Consider the following 19,226-nt stretch of genomic DNA (forward strand, 5'->3'; position numbering starts at 1 on the left):
CGCAGCCTTGCGTGGCGGCAGGTCGGTATCCGGGCAAAAAAAGGCCCCGCGACCGAATGATCCACGGGGCCAAACATTGGTTGGTTGCGGCCAACCAAAGGAGCGCGTTGCAATTCTTTAGTTGCTGGCCAGCGTCTCGGGTTGCCAGCCACCGCCCAGGGCCTTGTAGATGGCGACGATGCCGCGGTACAGCTCGACTTCGGCCTGGGCCTGGGAGTCTTCGGCGGCCAGGCGCTCGCGCTGGGCGTCCAGCAGCACCAGGAAGTCCACGGTGCCTTCGCGATAGCGGATCTCGGCCAGGTCGGCGGCGGCGCGGCTGGACTCGCTCTGGCGGATCAGCGAGAGCAGGCGCTGCTGGCGCTTGCCGTAGTCGCTGAAGGCATTCTCCGATTCTTCCAGGGCCAGCAGCACCTGCTGCTCATAGTTGGCCAGGGCGCCGTCGGCATTGGCGTCGGCGCCGCGCAGGCGCGCCCGCACGCTGCCCAGGTCGAAGGCGGCCCAGGTGATGCTCGGGCCCAGGGCCCAGGCATTGGCCGCCGAGGAACCGATCTGCGAGCCACGTCCGGCGGTGAAGCCGAGGAAACCACTGAGGCTGACCCTCGGGAACAGATCGGCCTTGGCCACGCCGATTCGCGCGGTGGCGGCGGCCAGCTTGCGTTCGGCGCTGAGGATGTCCGGCCGGCGCTGCAGCAGCTCGCCCGGATCGCCGATCGGCAAGGCCTTGGCGATGGCCGGCAACTGCGCGGGCGAAAGGTCGACGCTGAGCTTGTCCGGACGCTCGCCCAGCAGGGTGGCGATGCGGTTGCGCTGGCGTACCTGCTCGGCCTGCAGTTGCGGCACGCTGGCCTCCACCGCGGCCAGGCGCGCATCGGCGCGGACCACGTCCAGCTGGTCGCCCACTCCGGCGTCGCGCAGGCTTTCGGTGATCTTGCGCGAGGCCTTCTGGTTGTCCAGGTTGGCCAGGGCGATCTTTTCCCGCAGTTGTGCGCCACGCAGCTGGCCGTAGGCATCCACCAGCTCGGCGATCATGGTCACCTGCAACTGGTAGAGGTCGGCCTCGGCGGCTTGCTGGTCGGCTTCGGTGGCTTCCAGGTTGCGCTGGATACGGCCGAACAGGTCCAGCTCCCAGGCCATGTCCAGCCCCAGGTCGTAGCGCTCGCTATTGACCCGCTTGCTGGTCTGGCCGGGCACCTGGCCCTTGCCCAGGTTGCTGCTGGCGCGGCTGGTGATGGTCGGCATGGCGTCGTTGCTGGCGTCATCGCGGATCGCCCGGGCGGCCCGCAGGCGGGCGAAGGCCACCCGCAGCTCACGGTTGCCCTCAAGCGACTGGCTCACCAGCTGGTTGAGCGTCGGATCGTCGAACTGCTGCCACCAGATGCCTTCGAAGCGCGCGCGATCGAAATTCTTCTGGCCCGCAGCGCTGTCGCCGGCGGCGCCGATGTGCGCCGCCTCGGTGCTCGGGGTCTGGTAGTCCGGGCCTACGGCACAGGCACTCAGGGCCAGTACCAGCAGGCTCGGCAGGAAGACTTTCGAACTCATTGTTGCATCTCCAGTTGCAGGGCGCGGGCGGCCTTGCGGGCCTCGCTGCGCTCCACGTAGTTGCGGATCAGGACATAGAACACCGGGGTCAGCAGGAGGCCGAAGAAGGTCACCCCGAGCATCCCGGAGAACACCGCCACACCCATGGCATGACGCATTTCCGCACCCGCGCCGCTGGAGATCACCAGGGGCACCACGCCCATGATGAAGGCGAAGGAGGTCATCAGGATCGGCCGCAGGCGCAGGCGGCAGGCTTCCAGTACCGCGGCCAGCGGGTCCAGTCCTTCCTCTTGCTTGTCCTTGGCGAACTCGACGATCAGGATCGCGTTCTTGCACGCCAGGCCCACCAGTACGATCAAGCCGATCTGGGTGAAGATGTTGTTGTCGCCACCGGAGAGGATCACCCCGGCAATGGCCGACAGCAGGGTCATGGGCACGATCAGGATCACCGCCAGCGGCAGGCTCCAGCTTTCGTACTGGGCGGCCAGCACCAGGAAGGCCAGCAGTACGCACAGCGGGAACACGAACAGCGCAGTGTTGCCAGCCAGGATCTGTTGGTAGGTCAACTCGGTCCATTCGTAGGTCATGCCGTTGGGCAGTTCTTCCTTGAGCAGTTTCTCGATCGCCGCCTGGGCCTGGCCGGAGCTGTAGCCCGGGGCTGCCGCGCCGTTGATCTCGGCGGTGACGAAGCCGTTGTAGTGCATGACCCGGTCGGGACCTGCGGTGTCGCTGACCTTGATGAAGGTCGCCAAGGGGATCATCTCGCCCTTGTTGTTGCGCACCTTGAGCTGGCCGATCTGCTCGGCTTCCAGGCGGAACTGCTGCTCGGCCTGGACGTTGACCTGGTAGGTGCGTCCGAAGCGGTTGAAGTCGTTGGCATACAGCGAGCCCAGGTAGATCTGCAGGGTGTCGAAGATGTCCGAGATCGCCACGCCGTGGGTCTTGGCCTTTTCCCGGTCGATGGCCGCGTCCACTTGGGGCACGTTGACCTGGTAGCTGGTGAACAGCCCGGCCAGTTCCGGCACGCTGCGGCTCTTGGCGATGACGTTCTGCACTTCCTTGTACAGGTCCTCGTAGCCCAGGCCACCACGGTCCTCGACCTGCAGGCGGAACCCGCCGATGGTGCCCAGGCCCTGTACCGGTGGCGGTGGGAAGATCGCCATGTAGGCATCCTGGATATCAGCGTACTTGCCGTTCAGGGCCCCGGCGATGGCGCCGGCGGACATGCTCGGGTCCTTGCGCTCCTCAAAGGGCTTCAAGGTGACGAAGACGATGCCGTTGTTCGGGCTGTTGGTGAAGCCGTTGATCGACAGGCCGGGGAAGGCCACGGCGCTTTCCACGCCCGGCTGTTTCAGGGCGATGTCGGACATGCGCTTGATCACGTCCTCGGTGCGATCCAGGCTCGCCGCATCCGGCAACTGGGCGAAGGCCACCAGGTACTGCTTGTCCTGGGCCGGAACGAAGCCGGTGGGCGTGTGGGCGAAGCCGAACCAGGTCAGGACCATCAGGCCGGCATACAGGAACAGGGCGATGCCGCTGCCACGGATGACCCGGCGCACAGTGCCGACGTAGCCGTTGCTGGCGCGCTCGAAGAAGCGGTTGAACGGCTTGAACAGCCAGCCACCCAGCAGCTTGTCGAGGAACAGCGAGAAACGGTCCTTGGGCGCGTGGTGTTCCTTGAGCAGCACTGCCGCCAGGGCCGGGGACAGGGTCAGGGAGTTGAAGGCCGAGATCACCGTGGAAATGGCGATGGTCAGGGCGAACTGCTTGTAGAACTGTCCGGTCAGGCCGCTGATGAAGGCCGCGGGCACGAACACCGCGCACAGCACCAGGGCGGTGGCGATGATCGGGCCGGTCACCTCGCGCATGGCGCGCTGGGTGGCTTCCACCGGGTTCAGGCCCAGGCCGATGTTACGTTCGACGTTCTCCACCACCACGATGGCGTCGTCCACCACGATGCCGATGGCCAGTACCAGGCCGAACAACGACAGCGCGTTGAGCGAGAAGCCGAACAGGTGCATCACCGCGAAGGTGCCGATCAGCGAGACCGGTACCGCCACCAGCGGGATGATCGAGGCGCGCCAGGTCTGCAGGAACAGGATCACTACCAGTACCACCAGCACCAGGGCTTCGAACAGGGTATGCACCACTGCCTCGATGGAGCCACGGACGAAGATGGTCGGGTCATAGACGATGCTGAAGTCCATGCCTTCGGGGAAGTTCTGCTTGAGCTCGGCCATCTTGGCCCGCACTTCGTTGGAAATCTCGATGGCATTGGAGCCCGGACGCTGGAAGATCGGGATCGCCACCGCCGGCTGGTTGTCCAGCAGCGAGCGCAGGGCGTACTGGCTCGACCCCAGCTCGACCCGGGCGATGTCCTTCAGGCGGGTGATCTCGCCGTCTTCGCCGGAACGAATGATGATGTTCTCGAACTCTTCCTCGGTGACCAGGCGGCCCTGGGTGTTGACCGACAGCTGGAAGCTGGTGGCGTTGGGCGCAGGTGGCGCGCCCAGGGCACCGGCGGCGACCTGGCGGTTCTGTTCACGAATCGCGCTGACCACGTCGGTGGCGGTCAGGTTGCGCGAAGCGGTCTTGTTCGGGTCCAGCCACACGCGCAGCGAGTAGTCGCCCATGCCGAACAGCTGCACGTCGCCCACGCCACCCAGGCGCGCCAGCTCGTCCTTGATGTTGAGGATGGCGTAGTTGGACAGGTAGAGCATGTCGTAGCGTTTGTCCGGCGAGGTCAGGTGCACCACCATGGTCAGGTCGGGGGAGGCCTTGTCCACGGTGATGCCGATGCGCGTCACTTCCTCCGGCAGCTTGGGCAGGGTCCGGGTCACGCGGTTCTGCACCTGGACCTGGGCATTGTCCAGGTCGGTGCCCAGGGCGAAGGTCACGGTCAGGGTGATCTTGCCGTCGGCGGTGGATTGCGAGGACATGTAGAGCATGTTCTCGACCCCGGTGATGGCCTGCTCCAGCGGCGCGGCTACGGTTTCACCGATCACCTTGGGGTTGGCCCCCGGGAAGTTGGCGCGTACCACCACGGTCGGCGGCACCACTTCCGGGTATTCGCTGATGGGGAGCTGGAACAGCGAGATGGCGCCGGCGATCAGGATCAGCAGCGATAGCACCGCTGCGAAGATCGGCCTTGATATGAAGAATTGGGAAAAATTCATCTTGAGAGTCGTCCCTTAACCGCGCGGAGTCGCGGCGGCGAGTTTCACGGCCACAGCCGGCTTGGCAGGGGTGACCTGCTGCAGGTTGCTGGCTTCCAGTGCTTGGCGTTGTTGGGCCAGGGCAGCGAGGGTTTCCTTGCTGGCCATGGGGATCACTTCAGGCGTGACCGGTGCCCCCGGGCGTGCCCGTTGCAGGCCCTTGACGATGATGGTGTCGTCCTTGCTCAAACCGTTGCGCACGATGCGCAGGCCTTCGATCTTCGGCCCCAGTTCGACGGCGCGGTAGGCCGGCTTGTTATCGGCGTCCATCACCAGCACGAACTTCTTGCCCAGGTCGGTGCCCACGGCTTCGTCGTTGATCAGCATCGCCGAGTAAGTGCCGCTGCCCACCAGCTTGAGCCGGGCGTAGAGGCCCGGGGTGTAGCTGCCATCGCTGTTGTCGAACACCGCGCGGCCACGGATGGTGCCGGTCTTGGGGTTGACCTGGTTGTCGACGAAGTTCATCTGGCCCAGGTGCGGGTGGCCGTCCTCGTTGGACAGGCCCAGGTACACCGGGGTGCTCTGGCCGCGCTGGCCCTGGCGGGCAAGCTGGGTGTACTTGAGGTACACGCGCTCGTCGGCGTCGAAGTAGGCGTAGACCTTGTCGGTGGAGACCACGCTGGTCAGCGCGGTGACGTCGGCGGTCACCAGGTTGCCGGCGGTGATCTGCGCACGGCTGACCCGGCCGCTGATGGGCGCGACGACGCGGGTGAAGCTGAGGTTGAGCTTGGCCAGGTCCAGTTGCGCCTGGATCGCGTCGACCCCGGCCCGGGCTTCCTGGGCGGCGCTGGTGCGGGTGTCGGCCAGTTCGGCGGAAATCGCGTTGCTGGTCAGCAGGCGCTGGCCACGCTGGGCTTCGTTGGCGCTGCGGGTCGCGGTGGCCCGGGCCTGTTGCAGCTGGGCTTCCAGGCGACGCACTTCGGCCTGGAACGGCCGGGGGTCGATCTGGAACAGCAGGTCGCCTTTTTTCACCAGGGCGCCTTCGGTGAACGCCACCTGGTCGATCTGGCCCGAGACCCGTGGGCGGATCTCGACGGTTTCCGGAGCCTCCAGGCGCCCGGTGAACTCATCCCATTCGTTGACGGGTTGCTCCAGCACCTTGGCCACGCTGACCTTGGCTGCCGCTGGGGCGGAGGCGGTCTGTGGAGCCTTGCCGCAGGCGCTCAACACCAGCACGGCGAGCGCGGCTAGTGGAAAACTTAAGAGTTTGACTGACTGGTCCATGGGTACATCCGCCAAGGTAATTTGAGATGGGCGGATGATGCTCGGCGGGTTTGTATCTCACGAATCGAATGAAGCAAAGGTAACTATCATTCGGAATGATATAAGCCCATGGCAAGCCCTCTAGCATGCGCCTTTCGTTAGGTTCCTATCAATTCCCTCGGGCGCAAATAATTATTGTCCTGTGCGCAACATTGGCGTGGTGCAACGTCAAGACCCGGCACAGCAGGCACTGGCGATGCTCCACTCGGTACGTGAGGCCTTCGTCAAGGATCGGACCGCCACCTCAAACCACATTCATGCCTGCGCGTATTGGAGCCGGGTGTCAGCCTGACACCTGGTTTCAAGTCGATTCAAATACTTCCCGTTGTGCTGGAAACGCTCGAAGCACCCCCACTGGTACTCAGGCTCCTGAACGATCTACGCGACCATTTCAACTACCTGGACGAGCAGACCACAAGACCTTGACCAAGTAAGTCCAATGCCAGGCCGTTGAAGATGATCGGGCTTCGCGGTTGATGACAATTCAGTGCGTCGGCCCGATCACCTCGAAGACCTTCTCCTGGCCGTTCGAGGTCAGGCGGTAGATCTTCACCGTCCCGGCGATGACGAAATAGAACGCATCGGCGGGTCCGCCCTGGTGGAACAGCGGCTCGCCCTTGTCGACGCTGAGCAGCTGGCTGGTGGCCATCAACTCGTCGAGCTGCTCGTCGTTCAGGAGTTCAGACCAGGCTCGGAACCTGTTCACGATCTGCTGCGCTTAACTCATGCGGCGTTAAAAGTGGCTTCGAAATGCTCATTTAGGGCCATAAATTGCGCTTTCTCAGCTATTTTTGCCTTGCCTGAGCGTCGCTCGCTAGAGCGTGAACAGGTTCTCAGGGAAATACCGCTGGCGGTCGCCACCCGGGCGCTGAGGATGCAGAACCAGGCCAGGAGCTGGATGATGTTTTTCATGGGAACTCCAGGAACGCGGGATAGCTTTGCCGAGCAAGGCCCGGACCTGCCCCCGGACGCCCGCGCACCCTCGACCTGAATGGCGGCAGGGTTTAAATGACCCTGGTAACTAGGGTTGCAATGACCATGAACGGGTTGTTTTTACCCCGTCATTGGCGGCAGGGCGCCGGCCAGCCGCGCCCGCGCACAGGGCACGCCCCTTGCACTATCAACCTGGACAGCCAGTTCGCCGCTGTCGTCGACCGGCCCATCGACTGCTTCGTTGACGTGGCGCGGCGGCGACGGTCGGTGAATGGCAGAAGGTGACGCCGGGCTTCGCTTCGTCGTGGATAGCACCGGCAACAAGTAAGGAGTGGCTCGATGCAAGTACTTGATCGCCGTAAGGCTCTGGCCGTAGCGCCGTTGTTGCGCCTGGCGTTCCGTCCGATGTTCCTCGCCGGCTGCGTCCTCGCGCTGCTGGCGATACCGCTGTGGCTGGCGGCGCTGCAGGGCGTGCTGGGCAGTTGGCAGCCCGCGGGCGGCTGGCTGGCCTGGCACCGCCACGAACTGGTATTCGGTTTCGGCCTGGCGATCATCGCCGGCTTCCTGCTCACCGCGGTGCAGACCTGGACCGGCCAGCCGGGCCTGTCCGGCAAGCCGCTGGCGGGCCTGGCGCTGTTGTGGCTGGCCGCCCGGGTAGCCTGGTTGGCGGACCTGCCCTGGCCGCTGCTGGCGCCGCTGGAGCTGGGCTTTCCATTGTTGGTGGCGCTGGTCATGGCGCGGACCCTGTGGCGGGTGCGCCAGCAGCGCAACTATCCGCTGGTGCTGGTCCTGCTGTTGCTGACGGCGGTGGATGGCCTGGCGGTGTGCGGCCTGGTGCGTGGCGATGAGGGCTGGCAGCGCCAGGCGGTGCTGGCCGGCATCTGGCTGGTGGCGGCGATCATGGGCCTGATCGGCGGCCGGGTGATTCCGTTCTTCACCCAGCGCGGGCTGGGGCGGGCCGAGGCGGTGGCGCCCTGGCCCTGGCTCGACTGGCTGTTGCTGGGCGGTTCGGCCCTGGTGGCGCTGCTGTATGCCGCTGGGCTGGCCCTGGCCCCGAGGCCATGGCTGGGCCTGTTGTTCGCCTTCCTGGCGCTCGGGCACCTGGTACGCCTGTGGCGCTGGCATGATCGCGGCCTGTGGCAGGTACCGCTGCTGTGGTCGTTGCACCTGGCCTATGCCTGGCTGGCGCTGGCCTGCCTGGGCATGGCCCTGTGGCATGGCGGGGTGGCGCTGAACCCGAGCCTGGCGGTGCACTGCCTGACCATCGGCGCCATGGCCGGATTGATCCTGGCGATGATCGCCCGGGTCAGCCTCGGCCATACCGGGCGGCCCTTGCAGACACCGGCGGGGATGACCCTGGCCTTCATCCTGATCAATCTGGCCGGCGTCGGCCGGGTACTGCTGGTGCCCTGGCTGCCCCAGGCCGGGTTGTGGCTGGCGGGCGCGTGCTGGGCCCTGGCCTTCGCCCTGTATGCCTGGCGCTACGGACCGATGCTGCTGCAGCCACGGGTCGACGGCCAACCAGGTTAAGGTCCGGGAGAGTCCAGGATGTTCTATCCCTATCTGTTGCTGATCCACCTGCTGGCGGCCATCGCGTTCATCGGCACGCTGTTCTTCGAGCTGCTCATCTGGCCGGCGGTGCGCCGCCAGGTACCGGCCGCGGCCCAGGCCGGGGTCGACCAGGCGCTGTCGGTGCGCTCGCGCAAGGTCCTGCATGGCGTGGTGCTGTTGCTCTATGGCGCCGGCATCGGCCTGGCCTGGCACCACCGCCTGGCCCTGGCGCATCCGCTGGGCAGTACCTTCGCCAGCTTGCTGGGGCTGAAGATCATCCTGGCCCTGAGCATCATCGGCCACTACCTCCTGCTGGCGTTCTGGCTGCTCGGCGGACGCTTGAGCGAGGCCCGGGCGCTGGGCATCCGCCGCAGTATCCTCGGGCATATGGTGTTGATCGTGATCCTGGCCAAGGCCATGTTCTATTGGCATTGACCGACGCGGGCCGGCCTGTTTCCACCTGGGAGCGGGCCGGACCGGGAGGGGCGCGGGCTATTGCAGGGCCCGGGTGAACAGCAGGTCGTTTTCCAGTTGGATGTGCTCCAGCAAGTCGTCGCGAAATTCCTGCAGGCCGCTGTACAGGGTGCGCCAGGTGTTGCAGGCGGCCCCTGGAGTGGTGATCTGCCCCGTCAGTTGCATTAACCGCTCCAGGGCCTCGCCGTGCTGGTCGTGCTCCAGGCGCATCACGTGGATCGGCGCGCCGGCCTGGCGGCCCATGCCCCGTTGCAGCAGCGGGAACAGCACCTGTTCCTCCTTGAGCATGTGGCTTTCCAGTTCCTGTTGCATGTCCTGCAAATGGTCGGCCAGGCCTTCGGGGCAGTGGCTGTCGCCGGCATGCACCTGTTCCACCCGGCGGGCCAGGCGGATCAGTTCCGGCAGTTGCTCACGGTGGCGGTCGTGAAAGCGCGACAGGATGTGTTCGATGAGTTCGCTTTGGGACAGTGTCGGGTTCATCAGGAGATTCCTGGGTGGTGTGGGTCCTGCCGGGTGAGTGCATCGCCCATGCCAGCTTTGATTGCCCGGAATCAATGGCCGTTTCCGGGACTATGGTGAAATCCACCGCGATTTCCCTGGGTAGATATGACCATAGAGGGTGAGGATCACCATGCTGCGAGAAAGCCTGGCCGCCGACCTGATCGTCGAGTTGCCCAATGCCGTGCGGTTGCAACGACTGGTGCAGACCCTGCGCGAATACTTTCGTTGCGGTGCGGTCGGCCTGTTGCGCCTGGAGGAGGACAGCCTGCGGCCGCTGGCCACCGTCGGCCTGGTGCACGAGGCCCTCGGGCGGCGCTTCGTGATTGCCCAGCACCCCCGGCTGGCGGCGATCATGGCCTCGCGCGAGCCGACCTGGTTCGAACCCGACAGCCGCCTGCCGGACCCTTACGACGGCCTGCTCGATACCGCCGTCAGCGAACCCTTGGCCGTGCACGACTGCATGGGCGTGAGCCTCTATATCGAAGGCCGGATCTGGGGCGCGATCACCCTCGATGCCTTGCAGGCCGGCACTTTCGACGATGCCGCCCGGGACGAGCTCAAGCGCTGCACCCTGCAGATCGAAGCGGCCGTGCGCGTCACCCGCCTGGAGCAGGAGAACCGCAGCCTGCGCTTGTCCCGCAGCGGTCCCGTGGATATGCGGCGGCCCGTGGAGGAGGGCGAGATCCTCGGCCAGAGCGATGTGTTGCACCAGTTGCTCAACGAGCTGGACGTGCTGGCCGACGCCGAGCTGCCGGTGTTGCTGTTGGGCGAGACCGGGGTCGGCAAGGAACTGTTCGCCCGGCGCCTGCATCGCCTGTCGCGGCGCAGCCACAAGCCTCTGGTGCAGGTCAACTGCGCGGCCTTGCCCGAATCCCTGGCCGAGAGCGAGCTGTTCGGCCATGTCAAAGGGGCGTTCTCCGGTGCCACCAGCGATCGCGCCGGGCGCTTCGACGCGGCCAATGGCGGCACGCTGTTCCTCGACGAGGTGGGCGAGCTGCCCCTGAGCGTCCAGGCCAAGCTGTTGCGCACCTTGCAGAATGGCGAGATCCAACGGCTGGGGGCGGACAAGCCGCTGCACGTCGATGTGCGCATCATCGCCGCCACCAACCGGCACTTGCCCGACAGCATCCGCGACGGCCTGTTCCGCGCCGACCTCTATCACCGCTTGTCGGTGTACCCGGTGCCGATCCCGCCGCTGCGCGAGCGTGGCCACGATGTGCTGCTGATCGCCGGGCACTTTCTCGAACTCAACCGCACCCGCCTGGGCTTGCGCGGGCTGCGCCTGTCGGCGGCGGCCGAGCGGGCGCTGCTGGGCTACCGCTGGCCGGGCAATGTGCGCGAACTGGAACACGTGATCGGCCGGGCCGCGCTCAAGCAGCTCAGCCGCGACGGCAGCCGCAGCCTGATCATCACCCTGGAGCCTGCGGTCCTGGACCTGGACAGCACCCCGGCGTCGCCGCCGGTGCCCGAGCAGCCGGCGGCCCCGGGCTTGCCCTTGACCTCCCTGGGGGATGCGGTGGATGCCTGCCAGCGCCAGTGCATCGTCCAGGCCTTGCGCCTGAGCGGCGACAACTGGGCCGCTGCGGCGCGGCTGCTGGCGGTGGACCCGAGCAACCTGCACAAGCTGGCCAGGCGCTTGCGGCTCAAGTAGCGCCAGCGGCGTTGATGACGGTCAAGGTGCGCAGGTGGTGCTGCTTACAGACTGCGCGGCACTTACCAGGAGATCACCGCCATGCCGCTGTCCCTCGCCCAGATGCGCCGTAACTACACCCTAGGTGGCCTGCACGAAGAGCAGGCGCCGGACGATCCGCTGCTGCTGTTCGGCCAGTGGCTGGAGCAGGCACGGGCAACCGAGAGCGCTCCCGTGGAGGCCAACAGCATGCACCTGGCGACGGTGGACAGCCAGGGCCGGCCCCATGGCCGGGTATTGCTGCTCAAGGGGGTGAGCGCTGAGGGGTTCACCTTCTTCGGCAATTACCAGAGTGCCAAGGGCCTGGAGCTGGCGGCCAACCCCCAGGCCGCCATGACCTTCTTCTGGCCGGCCCTGGAGCGCCAGGTGCGGATCGAGGGTCCGGTGGCGCGCCTGGCGGACGAGCTGTCCGACGCCTATTTCGACTCCCGGCCCCTGGCCAGCCGCCTCGGCGCCTGGGCCTCACCCCAGAGCCGGCCGCTGGCCGATCGCGATGAGTTGCAGGCACTGCTGGCCCAGACCATCCGCCGTTTCGTCGAGGAACCCCTGCACCGGCCCGCGCATTGGGGAGGCTATTGCCTGCAGCCCGAGCGCCTGGAGTTCTGGCAGGGCCGGGCCGACCGCCTGCACGACCGTCTCGACTACCGGCGCCAGGATGGCCAGTGGCGGCGCCAGCGCCTGGCGCCCTGAGCCGCCCCCCGGAAGTACTTCCAAGGCGGGGGGGGCGCCGGGGCTTCGGGTCCAGGCGTGGGCCCACAGCCGATTCCCCGCCTACAGGACGCCCAGGCCATGGCCATTTGGCGTAACGCACCCTTGTATCCATGAACCTCAGCCGCGCTGACCATCAGCGATACCCGCACCTTCGAGATCGACAGTTCCGGACAGGCCCTGGTCCGACCTGTTGCAGGCCGTCGGCCATGCGCTGCTGTCCCTGGCGCTGGTGGAGTGCCAGCGGCAACTGCGCCAGGACGACCCGGTGCAGTTCCTCTCGTTCGCCGAGCGGATGCAGTGAGCGCTCTTGATTATCGTCAAGGTCCTGCCGGGCGCGCTGGCTAGACTGGCAGCGCTTTTTTTCCAGCGCTCCGGGCCTGCTGGCGGTCTGCACGAAAGGTGGGGGCAGCAGGTTCTTTGAAGAGGAATGCCCATGCAACTGGTCTGCCCGGCAGGCAACCTGCCTGCACTCAAGGCCGCGGTACGCCAAGGCGCCGACGCGGTCTACGTCGGTTTTCGCGATGACACCAATGCCCGCAGCTTCGCCGGGCTGAACATGGACGACAAGCAGTTCGACGCCGCCGTCGCCCATATCCGCCAACACCAGCGCCAGCTCTATGTGGCGGTCAACACCTACCCCCAGCCCCAGGGCTGGGAGCGCTGGCAACGGGCGGTGGACCGCGCCGCCGACCATGGCGTGGATGCCTTGATCGCCGCCGATCCCGGAGTCCTGGGCTACGCCACCGAGCGCCATCCGCACCTGAGCCTGCACCTGTCGGTGCAAGGCTCGGCCACCAACGCCAGCGCCCTGGCGTTCTACTCCCAGCACTACAACATCCGTCGCGCGGTGTTGCCCCGGGTGCTGTCCCTGGCCCAGGTGCGCCAGGTGGCGGTCAACAGCGCGGTGCCCATCGAGGTGTTCGCCTTCGGCAGCCTGTGCATCATGGCCGAGGGCCGTTGCCACCTGTCGTCCTACATCACGGGCGAGTCGCCGAACCTGTGCGGGGTCTGCTCGCCGGCCAAGGCGGTGCGCTGGAGCGAGGACGCCGAGGGCTTGAGCGCCCGCCTGAGCGAGGTGCTGATCGACCGCTACGGGCCTGAAGAACCGGCCGGCTACCCGACCCTGTGCAAGGGCCGGTTCATGGTCGGCGGCAAGCGCTTCCATGCCCTGGAGGAACCCACCAGCCTCGACACCCTCGACCTGCTGCCGGAGTTGGCGGCGATCGGCGTGCAGGCGGTGAAGATCGAAGGGCGCCAGCGCAGCCCGGCCTATGTCGAGCAGGTCACCCGGGTCTGGCGCGCCGCGCTGGATGCCCATCGCCGGGCGCCCGAGCGTTTCGCGGTCAAGGACCAGTGGCGGCATGTGCTGGCCGGGCTTTCCGAAGGCAGCCAGACCACCCTGGGCGCCTACCACCGTGCATGGCAATGAGGGACTACCGATGAAGCTCAGCCTGGGACCCGTCCTCTACTACTGGGACAAGGAGCGCTTGGCGCGATTCTACGAACAGATGGCCAGCCTGGCGCTGGATGTGATCTACCTGGGGGAAACCGTGTGCTCCAAGCGCCGGGTGCTCAACCTGGACCAGTGGCTGGGCCTGGGGCGCGAGCTGCAGCAGGCCGGTGCGGCGCAGATCGTGCTGTCGGGCCTGGCCCTGATCGAGGCCGCCTCCGAGCTGTCGAGCCTGCGCCGCCTGTGCGACAACGGCCAGTTCCTGGTGGAGGCCAACGACATGGGCGCGGTGCAGTTCCTGGCCGAGCGCCAACTGCCGTTCGTGGCCGGCCCGGCACTGAACCTGTACAACGGCCACGCCCTGGCCAAGCTGCAGGACTGCGGGATGATCCGTTGGGTGCCGCCGGTGGAATGCTCCGCGGCGCTGGTGCGCGCCGTGCTCGAGCAAGTTGCCGGGCTGGGCCGGGCCTTGCCCGAGGTCGAGGTGTTCGCCTACGGCCACCTGCCGCTGGCCTACTCGGCACGTTGCTTCACCGCCCGCGCGGAAAACCGCCCCAAGGACGACTGCCAGTTCTGCTGCATCAACTACCCCGATGGCCTGGCCCTGAGCAGCCAGGAAGGCCAGGCGCTGTTCACCCTCAATGGCATCCAGACCCTGTCGGCCGAGGTCACCAACCTGCTGGCCGATTACCCGGGGCTGGTGGCCTGTGGTGCCGACCTGTTGCGCCTGAGCCCCCGGGCAGAAGGCATGGTCCAGGTGGTGGAGGCCTTCGCCCGGGTCTGCCAGGGCGAGGCGCCACCGCTGTGCGTGGATGGCTGCAATGGTTACTGGCATGGCCAGGCGGGCATGTTGCGGGCCGAGGAGGCGGGACTGTGCTGAAACCCACGCAATGGCTGCTCAAGGGTGCCGCTAAAAACGTAGGCGAGGCCGCCAGCGCAAGGCAAGAACCGGCGAAAAAGCGCAGTTCACTTGAAGTGAATGAGCATGTTGAGCCGGTTTTTAACGCAGCGATGGCAACGCAGGTAGTTTTTAGAGGTGCCCTCAAGGGTGCCGACCGGATCTTGCCGTTGCTGCGCCGGGTGCCGTTCGGCCTCCAGCGCCTGGCCCTGGAGCAGGCGCTCAACCGCTGCCTGGCCGAGCCCCTGGCCGAGGGCGAGTTCGACCTGTTGCGCGGGCGCTGGTTGTGCCTGCGCATCAGCGACCTGGACCTGACCTGGTACCTGACGCGCCAGCGCGATGGCCTGCACATCGCCCGGCGGGCCCGGGCCGATGTCAGCATCCGCGGCAACTGGCGCGAGTTCCTGCTGCTGGCCAGTCGCCAGGAAGACCCGGATACCTTGTTCTTCCGCCGGCGCCTGGTGATCGAGGGCGATACCGAACTGGGCCTGACCCTGAAGAACCTGATCGACAGCCTTGACCCGCAGGTGTTGCCGGGGTGGTTGTGGCGCCACCTGGAACGGGCCGGCCAGGGCCTGGCCGGCACCGCTGGGCCCGGCGCTCAGCCGGGGTAGTCGGCCAGGCGGTCGAGGACGAGGATCTGGATGCCGCGCCCCGGCATGCTGACACAGCCGCATCGGCGAGCACGAACCCGCAGCATTCCTTTGGATAAATGCTGCAGGCATGCCAATAGATTTCGTGCAGCACACGTTGGGTCAACATAGAAGAGCGCACTCATCGCATGCCTGCGCTGCCACCCAGGGTAGGGCGGCGGACGCCGGCGGCCCATGCCTGGTCTGGCCTACCTGCAAAGGAGCCGTCAGGAGACCGGGCCAGGCAGATTGCCTTGACTTGCGCGGCTTGCTGCACCGCCATCCGCTGGACGATGCGCCGCTGATCGACGCCCTGCAACAGGCGTTGCGCCATGACTTCGATCCCCAAGGCGCGGTGCAATTGGGGCGCTTCATGAACATGAGCGGGGGCGCGCCACTCGTTGCCAACCCTTTCACCCTGCTGCACGAGGGCCACAACGGCGTGCGGGGGAAGGCCGAGGCAGCGCCGCCGGCCTAGGGCATGCAGCGTTTAGTGGTGCAACGGGGGCGTAGGGCGCGCATGCTCGATGCCGACCTGCCCGCGACAGCGCCCCGGCAGGGGTTGCCTGGATTGTGGCAGGAGCTGGGCGAACTCTTCGCCGATTTCCCACTGCGCAGCTGAGGGCCAGGCTGGCCGGCCGTGGCGGATCGACTAGGCTGCCAGGAGGCTCGCGGCGCAGAGTCAAAAAACTGTGGTGCAGGGTCAAGCAGGGACCGGGCGGCCTGCCCAGGATGGGCGCAGGCCGGCGGCGAACCTGCACGGCGAGCGCGGCCTATCGAACCTCCAACAAGAACAGGACATCGCGCAATGAATGCCTACCTGACCGCCTTGGCCCATGCCCAGGCCGATCCCGTCGACTTCTGGCACCAGCAGGCCCGCTTGCTGGACTGGATGCGCTTTCCCCGGCAGATCTTCCAGCAGCAGGATCCCCAGACCTACCAATGGTTCGCCGATGGGCAGCTCAATACCTGCCAACTGGCCCTGGACCGGCACGTCGAGGCCGGGCATGGCGAGCGCCTGGCATTGATCTACGACTCCCCGGTCACCGGCCAGCAACGGCGCCTGAGCTACGCGCAACTGCTGGAACAGGTGGCACGCTGCGCCGGCATGTTGCGTGGGTTGGGGGTGGAGCAGGGCGACCGGGTGGTGCTGTACATGCCGATGATCCCCGAGGCGGTGATCGGCATGCTGGCCTGCGCCCGGCTGGGGGCGGTGCATTCGGTGGTGTTCGGCGGCTTCTCGGCGGCGGAGCTGGCGGTGCGCATCGACGATGCCCGGCCCAAGGTCCTGCTGACCGCCAGTTGCGGCATCGAGTACGAGCGCGTGGTGCCCTACAAGCCGTTGGTGGACAAGGCCCTGGAACTGGTGGCGCAGCCGCCGGAGCGGGTGGTGGTCGTCGCCCGGCCCCAGGCCGGCGCCGAATTGCGCCAAGGCCGGGATGCCGACTGGGCAATGCTGATGGCCGGCGCCCAGGCAGTGCCACCGGTGCCCTTGCTGGCCGGCGAGCCGTTGTACGTGCTGCATACCTCGGGCACCACGGGCAAGCCCAAGGGCGTGCTGCGCGACAATGGCGGCCATGCGGTGGCCCTGAACTACAGCATGCAGGCGGTCTACGACGCCCAGCCGGGGGAGGTGTTCTGGGCCGCCTCGGACATCGGCTGGGTGGTGGGGCATTCCTACATCGTCTATGGGCCCCTGATCCGTGGTTGCACCACCTTGCTCTACGAGGGCAAGCCGGTGCGCACCCCCGATGCCGGGGCATTCTGGCGGGTGATCGCCGAGCACCGGGTGAATGTGTTCTTCACCGCGCCCACCGCCTTTCGCGCCATCAAGCGCGAGGACCCCCATGGCCGGCTGCGCCAGGACCACGATCTGTCCTGCCTGAAGGCGGTGTACGTGGCCGGCGAGCGCCTGGACCCGGCCACCTACGACTGGCTGCGCGAGTCGTTGCCCTGCCCGGTGATCGATCACTGGTGGCAGACCGAGACCGGCTGGCCAGTGGTCAGCACGCCGCGTGCAACCGCTGGTTACCCGGTCAAGACCGGTTCGGCGGGGCTGCCGGTGCCCGGCTACCAGTTGGCGGTGCTCGATGACCAGGGCGAGCCGGTGCCCTGTGGCGAACCGGGCAACATCGTGCTGCGCCTGCCTTTGCCGCCCGGGGTGCTCAATACCTTGTGGCAGGACCGCCAGCGGTTTGTCGACAGCTACCTGGGGACCTTTCCCGGCTACTACCTGAGCGGCGACGGCGGCTATGTGGATGCCGAGGGTTATGTGTTCGTCATGGGGCGCATCGACGATGTGATCAACGTGGCCGGCCATCGCCTGTCCAGCGGTAGCCTGGAGCAGGCCCTGGGCGAGCACCCGGCGGTGGCCGAATGCGCCGTGGTGGCCCTGGACGATGCCCTCAAGGGCGAGGTGCCGGTGGGCTTCGTGGTGCTCAAGCAGGACGCCCGGGTGGACCCCGGGCAACTGGAGCAGGCACTGGTGCAGCGGGTGCGCGAGCAGGTCGGGGCCCTGGCTTCGCTGCGTCGGGTACTGGTGCTCAAGCGCCTGCCCAAGACCCGTTCGGGGAAGATCCTGCGCAAGACCATCCGCAGCCTGGCCCGGGGCCCGGAAGTGGCGGTGCCGGCGACCATCGAGGACGTCCAGGTGCTCGATGAGCTGCGCCAGCTGTTCGCCGAGCAGGGCTTCTATGGAGCAGGGCCGGGCCAGGTTGCTTAAGGAGATTGTAGGAGCGAGCGGGCGGCGATCCGGCTTGCCCGCGATGGGCTTCAGGGCGCTGCGTTGATCCAGGCAATACGCGCTAGCGTTAACCACCCTCGCGAGCAAGCTTCGCTCCTCCAGGTTGACTGACTGGCGGGTTCTTCAAGGCAGGCCTGGCCCTTGCAGGGCGTCTCTAAAAACGTAGGCGAGGCAGCCAGCGCAAGGCAAAAACCGGCGAAAAAGCGCAGTTTACAAGAGGTAAATGCGCGTTTTGACCGGGCTGGCGCCCCCGCCGGTTTTTAACGCAGCGATGGCAATGCAGGTAGTTTTTAGCGGTGCCCTGACAGGCGCCGCAGGACTCGCTCCAGGGCGTCGAGGAACTGCCCGGCCTGATCCTGGCTGAAGCACAGCGGCGGGCGGATCTTCAGGGTGCTGTTGGCCGCTCCGGCAACCCCGATCAACATGCCTTCGTCACGCAGCTGGTTGACCAGGCGCCGGGCGGTCGCCGGGTCCATCGCACCGCTGTCCGGCTGGCGGATATCGACGCCCAGGAACAGGCCGGCGCCACGCACCTCGGCCAGCACCGGATGATCCGCCGCCAGGCTCTGCAGGCCCTGCATGAGCAGGCCGCCCACGTGCAAGGCATTGGCTTGCAGGCCTTCTTCCTCGATCACCTGCAGCACCGCCAGGCCCACCGCGGCCGACACCGGGTTGCCGCCGAAGGTGTTGAAGTAGCTGGCGTGCTGGCCGAAGCGCTGGACGATATGCGGGCGTACCGCCAAGCCCGCCAGCGGGTGGCCGTTGCCCATCGGCTTGCCCATGGTCACCAGGTCCGGTACCAGGCCGTGGCGCTCGAAGCCCCACATGTGGCTGCCGGTGCGGGCGAAACCCGGTTGTACTTCGTCGGCGATGAACAGGCCGCCGGCCTCGCGGATGGCTTGCACCGCCGGGGAGAGGAAGCCCGGCGGGTCGGCGAACACCCCGTCGCTGGTGAACAGGGTGTCCACCAGCAACGCCGCCGGGCGGATGCCATGGCGTTGCATATCGGCGATGGCCGCGCGCACCTGGGCGGCGAAGACCTGGCCCACCCGCTCCGGGTGCCAGGCGTCGTGCAGCGGCGCATCCACCACCCGGCAGTCCCGGGACAGCGGCACGTAGTCGCCCACCGAGGGCGACAGCTCGGCAATCGCCAGGGTCATGCCGTGGTAGGCGTAGCGGGTGACGATCACCCCGGTGCCGCCGCTGTAGTCCCGGGCGATGCGCAGGGCCAGGTCGTTGGCCTCGCTGCCGGTGCAGGTGAACATCGCCTGGCCCAGTTCTACGGGCAGGGTGGCCAAGAGCTTTTCGGCGTAGTCCAGCACGCCTTCGTGCAGGTAGCGGGTATGGGTGTTGAGTTGCGCGGCTTGCCCGGCCAGGGCCTGGACCACCCGGGGATGGCAATGGCCGACCGAGGCGACGTTGTTGTACAGGTCCAGGTAGCGCCGCCCGGCGCGGTCCTGCAGCCAGGCGCCGCTGCCGCTGACCAGGTGCAGGGGTTGCTCGTAGAACAGCTGGTAGGCCGGTCCCAGCAAGCGTTGCCGGCGCTCGATCAGGGCGCGCTGGGCGCTGTCCAGGGCCTCGGCGTGTTCGGCCTGGAAGGCGTTGACTTTCAACATGGCGAGGCTC

Annotated in this window: 15 protein-coding genes and 2 pseudogenes; 10 read left to right on the plus strand and 7 right to left on the minus strand. The window is 66.9% G+C overall.

The genetic code is table 11. From position 1 onward, the window contains the following. Positions 1–117 precede the first annotated feature (117 nt). From H7A76_RS12560 to H7A76_RS12580, 5 genes and pseudogenes are all read right to left on the minus strand, one after another. On the minus strand, positions 118–1,539 hold the full coding sequence (locus H7A76_RS12560; RefSeq protein WP_185698776.1) for an efflux transporter outer membrane subunit: 1,422 nt from the start codon (positions 1,537–1,539) through the stop codon (positions 118–120). Then, the gene (locus H7A76_RS12565; RefSeq protein ID WP_185698777.1) at positions 1,536–4,715 is read right to left on the minus strand and encodes an efflux RND transporter permease subunit; all 3,180 of its coding nucleotides are present in this window, start codon (positions 4,713–4,715) and stop codon (positions 1,536–1,538) included. Before H7A76_RS12565 ends, H7A76_RS12560 begins: the two co-directional genes overlap by 4 nt. A 15-nt stretch (positions 4,716–4,730) precedes the next feature. Continuing rightward, positions 4,731–5,978, minus strand: a complete 1,248-nt coding sequence (mexE, locus tag H7A76_RS12570; RefSeq protein WP_185698778.1) for a multidrug efflux RND transporter periplasmic adaptor subunit MexE — start codon at positions 5,976–5,978, stop codon at positions 4,731–4,733. A 538-nt stretch (positions 5,979–6,516) separates the two neighbouring features. Then, positions 6,517–6,726: pseudogene (locus H7A76_RS12575) on the minus strand (cyclic nucleotide-binding domain-containing protein); the annotation flags it as partial. A gap of 14 nt (positions 6,727–6,740) precedes the next feature. After that, entirely contained in the window at positions 6,741–6,929 is a 189-nt protein-coding gene (locus H7A76_RS12580) for a hypothetical protein (RefSeq protein ID WP_185698779.1), read from the minus strand. A gap of 360 nt (positions 6,930–7,289) precedes the next feature. Here H7A76_RS12580 and H7A76_RS12585 point away from each other — a divergent pair, with 360 nt between their 5' ends. Both H7A76_RS12585 and H7A76_RS12590 read left to right on the plus strand, forming a co-directional pair. Further along, positions 7,290–8,480, plus strand: a complete 1,191-nt coding sequence (locus H7A76_RS12585) for an NnrS family protein (RefSeq protein ID WP_185698780.1) — start codon at positions 7,290–7,292, stop codon at positions 8,478–8,480. Between the two features lie 18 nt (positions 8,481–8,498). Further along, the gene (locus H7A76_RS12590; protein WP_185698781.1) at positions 8,499–8,936 is read left to right on the plus strand and encodes a hypothetical protein; all 438 of its coding nucleotides are present in this window, start codon (positions 8,499–8,501) and stop codon (positions 8,934–8,936) included. Positions 8,937–8,993: 57 nt separating this feature from the next. Here H7A76_RS12590 and H7A76_RS12595 read toward each other — a convergent pair. Further along, positions 8,994–9,428: pseudogene (locus tag H7A76_RS12595) on the minus strand (hemerythrin domain-containing protein); the annotation flags it as partial. A gap of 178 nt (positions 9,429–9,606) precedes the next feature. Between H7A76_RS12595 and norR the strand changes: the two are divergent. The 8 genes from norR to H7A76_RS12635 all read left to right on the plus strand — a co-directional run bounded on the left by norR (position 9,607) and on the right by H7A76_RS12635 (position 17,579). After that, entirely contained in the window at positions 9,607–11,127 is a 1,521-nt protein-coding gene (gene norR, locus H7A76_RS12600) for a nitric oxide reductase transcriptional regulator NorR (protein ID WP_185698783.1), read from the plus strand. An 81-nt stretch (positions 11,128–11,208) separates the two neighbouring features. Then, positions 11,209–11,856, plus strand: a complete 648-nt coding sequence (gene pdxH / locus H7A76_RS12605; RefSeq protein ID WP_185698784.1) for a pyridoxamine 5'-phosphate oxidase — start codon at positions 11,209–11,211, stop codon at positions 11,854–11,856. Positions 11,857–12,310: 454 nt separating this feature from the next. Further along, the gene (locus H7A76_RS12610) at positions 12,311–13,306 is read left to right on the plus strand and encodes a peptidase U32 family protein (RefSeq protein WP_185698785.1); all 996 of its coding nucleotides are present in this window, start codon (positions 12,311–12,313) and stop codon (positions 13,304–13,306) included. A gap of 10 nt (positions 13,307–13,316) precedes the next feature. Continuing rightward, positions 13,317–14,207, plus strand: a complete 891-nt coding sequence (locus H7A76_RS12615; RefSeq protein ID WP_185698786.1) for a U32 family peptidase — start codon at positions 13,317–13,319, stop codon at positions 14,205–14,207. Positions 14,208–14,338: 131 nt separating this feature from the next. Beyond that, on the plus strand, positions 14,339–14,839 hold the full coding sequence (locus H7A76_RS12620) for an SCP2 domain-containing protein (protein ID WP_185698787.1): 501 nt from the start codon (positions 14,339–14,341) through the stop codon (positions 14,837–14,839). Positions 14,840–15,116: 277 nt separating this feature from the next. After that, positions 15,117–15,335, plus strand: a complete 219-nt coding sequence (locus H7A76_RS32775) for a hypothetical protein (RefSeq protein ID WP_409519183.1) — start codon at positions 15,117–15,119, stop codon at positions 15,333–15,335. Positions 15,336–15,338: 3 nt separating this feature from the next. Continuing rightward, entirely contained in the window at positions 15,339–15,479 is a 141-nt protein-coding gene (locus H7A76_RS12630; RefSeq protein WP_185698788.1) for a hypothetical protein, read from the plus strand. Positions 15,480–15,665: 186 nt separating this feature from the next. Then, entirely contained in the window at positions 15,666–17,579 is a 1,914-nt protein-coding gene (locus tag H7A76_RS12635; protein ID WP_185698789.1) for an acetate--CoA ligase, read from the plus strand. 311 nt (positions 17,580–17,890) lie between these two features. On the opposite strand, the gene H7A76_RS12640 is transcribed toward H7A76_RS12635, so the two are convergent. Then, entirely contained in the window at positions 17,891–19,216 is a 1,326-nt protein-coding gene (locus H7A76_RS12640) for an aspartate aminotransferase family protein (protein WP_185698790.1), read from the minus strand. Between the last annotated feature and the right edge of the window lie 10 nt (positions 19,217–19,226).

It is taken from the genome of Pseudomonas sp. MSSRFD41, assembly GCF_014230245.1.
Lineage (GTDB): Bacteria > Pseudomonadota > Gammaproteobacteria > Pseudomonadales > Pseudomonadaceae > Aquipseudomonas > Aquipseudomonas piscis.